Annotated in this window: 7 protein-coding genes and 1 pseudogene; all 8 read right to left on the bottom strand. The window is 41.1% G+C overall.

Annotated features, from left to right (window positions below; translation table 11 throughout):
- Positions 1-507: 507 nt before the first annotated feature.
- Positions 508-870, bottom strand: a complete 363-nt coding sequence (locus DK858_RS17125; RefSeq protein ID WP_162556676.1) for a VENN motif pre-toxin domain-containing protein — start codon at positions 868-870, stop codon at positions 508-510.
- Positions 871-1496: 626 nt separating this feature from the next.
- Positions 1497-1835 (bottom strand): hypothetical protein, encoded by a 339-nt coding sequence (locus tag DK858_RS17115; protein ID WP_109398438.1) that lies wholly within the window; start codon positions 1833-1835, stop codon positions 1497-1499.
- A gap of 20 nt (positions 1836-1855) precedes the next feature.
- On the bottom strand, positions 1856-2158 hold the full coding sequence (locus tag DK858_RS18405) for a VENN motif pre-toxin domain-containing protein (protein ID WP_228407362.1): 303 nt from the start codon (positions 2156-2158) through the stop codon (positions 1856-1858).
- Positions 2115-3362, bottom strand: a complete 1248-nt coding sequence (locus tag DK858_RS17110) for a hemagglutinin repeat-containing protein (RefSeq protein ID WP_267128371.1) — start codon at positions 3360-3362, stop codon at positions 2115-2117. Before DK858_RS17110 ends, DK858_RS18405 begins: the two co-directional genes overlap by 44 nt.
- A 348-nt stretch (positions 3363-3710) precedes the next feature.
- Positions 3711-4307, bottom strand: coding sequence for a hypothetical protein (locus DK858_RS17105; RefSeq protein ID WP_109398437.1), 597 nt, complete (start codon positions 4305-4307; stop codon positions 3711-3713).
- Positions 4307-5374, bottom strand: coding sequence for a DUF6862 domain-containing protein (locus DK858_RS18400; protein ID WP_267128370.1), 1068 nt, complete (start codon positions 5372-5374; stop codon positions 4307-4309). The genes DK858_RS17105 and DK858_RS18400 overlap by 1 nt, the downstream gene beginning before the upstream one ends.
- A 33-nt stretch (positions 5375-5407) precedes the next feature.
- Positions 5408-5470: pseudogene (locus tag DK858_RS18520) on the bottom strand (hypothetical protein); the annotation flags it as partial.
- Positions 5467-5739 (bottom strand): hypothetical protein, encoded by a 273-nt coding sequence (locus tag DK858_RS17095; protein ID WP_109398435.1) that lies wholly within the window; start codon positions 5737-5739, stop codon positions 5467-5469. The pseudogene DK858_RS18520 and the gene DK858_RS17095, both read right to left, overlap by 4 nt.
- Between the last annotated feature and the right edge of the window lie 345 nt (positions 5740-6084).

The raw sequence follows: 6084 nt of genomic DNA, 5'->3' as shown, positions 1-6084 counted from the left end.
AGACGATGAGTTAGCCATTTTGTGCCTCCATAGCCGAATGTTGAACCAGCTAATGCGCCTCCCATGGAGACCCAAGGTGATACTACCCAATCACATATATTCAGTATTATGTCTTGCGCCTTTTAGTGATAATAATTACAGACTGATGTCTGGCTGGACACTACAAATTAATATCTATTTAATGATTGAATTAGCCATTCAATGTTTATTTTCCCAATAATTCACAAATAGATGAATACCACTAAAACTCAAACCAAACGCTCCCCCAAAAACAATCGGTTTTTTTAAAAAAAAATATATCAATATAAAAAACACCTAATTTCATATAATAAATAAATTCAACAATAAAACCAAGCAATAAGAATGTAATAAAAACCAGTGTAAAGTAACAAAAAAATAACATTAAAAAATAATTAATTACTTTCATTTTCGTTCTCTATTGTGATTTCCTTCAATACTCCGCTAGTCTCTTTATTTAAATACTCTGAACCAGTGGATCCAAGGAGGTTACCTATAATTCCAGGCATTGGCGATACCTGCGTTATTATCGCTAATTAAACCGCCGGCAATGCCGGAAGCTAACGTTGCCCATGCGCTTATATTCTGCTTTTCAGACTCAGTCAGTTCTTCGGGGGTTTTGCCATAAAGTGAGTGCGATAAAATACCCACCGTTTCACCGCTCATCGCACCAGCGGCTTGTGCTGCCGCATTTTCACCTTTTGCTAATGCAAGCCCTGCATTCACCAAACCGTGGGCAAGGGTGCGCTGAATATCACTTTCAACACTGTTACCATGAATTTGATTTTTCACTTCATTGGCAAGATAAGGCGCTGAGCCATTGGCAATCGCAGTGACAATGCTATTGCCCATCATACCTTGCGTAAAGGCCGTAACGGCTTGAATAGCTCGGGTATATTTACCGCCCGTGCCAAAGTCAGACTGGTTGGTATAGTCCTGTAAGCCTTGTTGGAAAAGGTAATTTTGAACATCACGTTCAGTGACGTTATCTTTGGTTTTTGAAAGGGCTTGGTAGAGATTGGTCGTAATTTAGATTTGAAAAAATATGCTAATAAAATGATGCCAAAGGATTAGTACTAAATCACGAGCCCAAAACTGACTATTGAGAGAGGAGATGGCTAAATGAGTTTGATATTCCCCCCTCATCCACCAAATCAAACTGTTAATAATCCAGTTGGCTGAGGAGTGAAATAATCATACAAAACTTAGTGTAGTGCTAATTTTTTCTTTATAAGAATATTAATGTCTTTTATGTTCAAGATAACTGACTAAACAAGCAACTATGCTAAAGAAAAAACCAAATCCTATTCCCAAACATATATAATCTATAACATTCTCTTTAGTAATAGAGAAAAAACTACCTTCTATTAAGAAATAGAATATTAATTCTATTAGAGCTTTTATTATTAATAAAATAAGGAAAACCATAAAAGAGAATGCAACCCAAAATAGAAGAAAATATTTAAGCAATCTCATTTTTATTCCTCGTCATTCAATTTTTTTATTTTATCTGTAACTATTTTATTCGCACCTTCGGAACCCAGAGCACCAGCACCACTTCCAACAATATTTGGTACTACTGATACACTCGGCGGAGCTGTAATTGATGGCATTACAACTAATGGGCGCTCTTTCAGTCCGCTAGACCAAGGATTAAATTTATTATCCAGACGATGAGTTAGCCATTTTGTGCCTCCATAGCCGAATGTTGAACCAGCTAATGCGCCTCCCATGGAGACCCAAGGTGATTGCCCATCAATTAAACTTGAAATACCTGCACCAGTTGTATTGGTTGTGAGCGTTCCCCAATACCTCATTCCTGGTGCTATTCCTCCTGTTAATAAAGAAGAACCGAAGATAGTGAGTTATTCTCAACCGCATTCTTCCCTACCTGCGCGGCAGTGACTGCACCCGCCATATCCCCCGTAGTAAGGCCACCCGCTAAACCTGCTGCCAACTGACTCAATGCACTGACTTGCTGTTTCTCCTTCTTACTTAAATCAGAAACCTTCTTGCCTGGGAAGAGGGTGTTTAAGATAACATGAGTGGACAGCTCTCCGCCACCGGCACCCAATCCACCTGCGACAGCAGATTGGTTATTCAGCTCTGCAACTACCGCACCCAGTACAGCATGCGCCATCGCATTTGCCACTGTTGACTTTCTTCGTTTCAGGATCTGTTGTCCATTTCTTAATTTCAGTTGCCAGATACGGCGATGAAGCACTTGCTAACGCTCCTGCTAAATTATCACCGGCCAGTCCTTGCAACAAACCGGTAACCGCCTGAGCCGCTTTTTGGACGTCACTGCCAGTGCCATATTGTGCCATGGCGTTGTCGTAAGCCTGCTCTTTAATTGCCTGCTCAGTAGGTATTTTACCCGCCACTTCCAGTTGCTGTGTTGCAATGGCTAATGCATCCGGGTCTTTTTGCGCTTTGTAGCCCGCGATTTCCCCTTCAGCACGGATGATATCCATCGTCTGATTGCCGATTTCACCAATCAACTGCGACTGTTTTAAGCGGTTTTGTTCTTTCTCTTTATCAAATATCGGGTTAATACTGCCGTCATTGGCGTGGTCCGTATCGCGATTAAGCGTATTAACATCCTGTTTTTGCTTATCATCATGACGAACGATGATTGTCCCGTCACTAACGGCCGATTTTGTCGTGCCTTCTGACTGACCACTGTTATTGGTATTAGATAATAACCCACCCGCTGCATTGGTCAGTAACTGACTGCCAATCGGTCCTCCTGTACCCATTGAACCGCCTGTATGCTCAGCAGTAAAATCGGCTTTGTTGTCAATATCTTTCCAACCCAGCGTGCCCGTATCAAGACGGTTTTTATCTTTGTCCGCAGTGGAAGCCATCACCGCACCATCAAGTTGAGTGTGCTCTTTGACGCTGACATCAAATCCACCTTTACCGGCAAAAATACCGGTTTGTTCTTTCACACTGTCGTAGTTGCTGTGTATCTTGTCTTTGCTTGCACTGATGTTGATGTTTGGTGTACCACCTAGCGTGTAACCGCCACCGACGCTGACTTCTTGCTGTTTGGCATCATAGCGGTCACTGTCCTGCTCACTTTGTAAGATGAGGTCGCGACCGACCTTGACGGTGACTTGTTCACCGCTGACCTGTGCGCCTTTGAGGGTGGTGTCCTGTCCGCTGTTTAAGGTGAGTTTATGGCCGGCATCCAGCGTGGTTTCGGTGTGGGTAAGGCCATTGCCTTTTTCATGCCCCTTACCAGCATTAACCCCCGCAGAAACGGTAATGCCATACCCTCCAGAACCAACGCCAATACCGATACCCACGTTACTACCCTGACTGCTGTTTTTACCGGTGATCTGTTCGGTATTTTGCGCGGAAACCAGATTGATATCTTATGCGGCAGACAGTGACAAGTCTTTACCGGCTTTGAGCTCACTGCCGGCGACAGTGATGTTAGTTACAACCCGATTTTCCCAGAGTATTTTACTCGTCGAACACAAGTGCCTAGACGTGCGTTTTTGAGCTCAGAAAGAGATAAAGCAGAATTAAAACCAGACACTATACAGAGGACTACGTTCCCAATCGAGGTAAATTCAACTCCAACCCAAAACTCACCTTAAGTGGTAAGCAGTTGAAGGAGATTAACATATAAAAATGTAAGAAGATCTTAGTATTACGCTAAAATCTCCTTAATTATATTATTACTAGCGGTACATTTTTGGGAAGTATTCGTTGATTTTATCGTTATCCAACACTCTATCGATAGTAAAATCTACTGTATCCGAAACAGCTATCCCATGACGTAATTCTTCAGGAAAATCATTGATTGAAGCGTATATTGTTGGTACTAAATACCTAAAATAATCTCCCATTTTAGTTTTTCCAGTAAAACCAACAGGATAGTCTTCTCCTTCCTTACTACCTTCTAAGCTATGATATATAAAAAAGCCTTTTCTAGATGGCATATTAATTTCATTAAGTTCTTCATTTTGATGTTTATCTACCCATTCTTCAATACTTGCTCTATGTTCAGCATTTTTATGCCAAAGAGGAGAATACAAATCAAGGATAGTTTTACCATTCTTATTTTCAGGATAAACTTTATATTTTTCAGACTCTTCCCATTTAAATTCATTAAGTTCATCTAACAAGCTTTCAAAATTATTAATGGACAAAAGAGAGTTGGGTAGCCACCCCCAACAATTATTTACCATTAAAGCTATTTTTCCTCGTTTATCCATTGCAAACCAAGTATAGATAGCTCCAAAACCTGGTTCCCAACCATTATTAGATATATTCATTATTTTGTCCCTTTTGGCCATGTGACTTTACAATTATCACATGTTTCAACAGTTACTTTTTCTGAATTTAAATTTCCATTTTCTTGCCTAAAAGCTTTAGGCCGTAAAGCATCTGTAAACTTAATATTTTCAGGTTTGGCTCCTTGACGAACCAAAGAGTCTGCCGCTGACACCTCAGCACATGCCCCAGCTTTATTTTTACAAAAACTAGTGAACTCCCCTATTTTAACGCCTAGTTGTTTCTCAATATAGTTTACTGTTGTTGGATGTAATAAATCAGCATCAATTGCTTTATTACTGTATCCAACTGCTATTTTGCCTGTTTTAGAATCATAAGCACCGATCATTGTTGCAACTTTTTCAGCTTGAGTATTAGATTTGAATTTACCAATTTCACTTACAAGTTCTTGTTGTGCTTTATTAGCAAATACTTGTTCTTCTTTAGTCAAGTAATCCCCAAACTTCGAAGATTCATTTCCTTTCTGACTTGCTTCTAAATTCTTTCTAATCGCATCTTCTACTAAATTAAGTGAAGGCTTACCTGTCAATGAGCTTTCATTTGGTTTAACATTTGGTTTCGCAACATCTTTCCCAAACTGCTTAACAAGAGCCCCAGAATTCACAATAGCAGACATTCCACCAAATACATAAATAGAACCGACATAGACTCCTGCACGAGTACGTGCCTCTTCATCGGTATAACCGAAGTTTTTAAAGGCTTCAGTATAGGATTCCAATAGATTGTACGCCTGCTGTGCTTCGGGTGAAGTCGAGTTCAATAACCGTTCGATTTCTTGATAGCCAGCCTGCGCTGTTTTTGGATTTTGATACGTTAGACTGACGTAGGTATCTATCGTTTCGAATACGTCTTTTCTAGCAGCGGTACATTCAGATGAAACACCGCCTGCACAGGCATCAAGTAATCTTTGTGTTGTTTCTGTATCTTTAATTCGCAGTTCAACGAGTTTCTGTTGCTCGGCTTCAGTGATCTTACCTTGCTTCTCTTTTAGCTCCAGTGACGTCTTCTGGCGGTGCTCTGAGTCGCTCAGGTAGTTATTCTCAACCACCACTTTCCCGGCTTGGGCGGCATTGGTAACGCCTGCGCTATTATCGCTGATTAACCCACCGGCAATGCCGGAAGCTAACGTTGCCCATGCACTTATATTCTGCTTTTCAGGCTCGGTAAGTTCTTCGGGGTTTTGCCATAAAGTGAATGCGATAAAATACCCATGGTTTCGCCGGTCATCGCGCCCGTGGCTTGTGCTGCCGCATTTTCACCTTTTGCCAGTGCAAGACTGGCATTCACCAAACCGTGCGCTATTGTGCGCTGAATATCACTTTCAACACTGTTACCTTGAATTTGATTTTTTACTTCATTGGCAAGATAAGGCGCTGAGCCATTAGCAATCGCAGTAACAATGTTGTTACCCATTATGCCTTGTGTAAAGGCCGTAACGGCTTGAATAGCTCGGGTATATTTACCGCCCGTGCCAAAGTCAGGCTGGTTGGTGTGACCTTGTAATACTTGCTGAAAATGACAAAATTTTTGGCTGGGTAGCTGGTGCAGGTCTGTGCATTGACTACAGGCAATTAATTATCCGGATTATTGAAGCAGAGTGGTAGCTAAAAGGAAAACCCCAGCACTTAGACTAGGATCTTAACATCATCTACGTAACTTATATTCTTCAAACCAAGCCCCTATTCCAACGACTAACCCAGCCCATAGACTTGCTTTAATAATTTTCTTTAAAAACTCGATCGAAAAAAGAAAATCTCC

Source organism: Proteus faecis (assembly GCF_003144395.1).
Lineage (GTDB): Bacteria > Pseudomonadota > Gammaproteobacteria > Enterobacterales > Enterobacteriaceae > Proteus > Proteus faecis.
The sequence above is the reverse complement of the archived record's forward strand: the minus strand, read 5'-3'. Positions and strand labels throughout refer to the sequence as shown.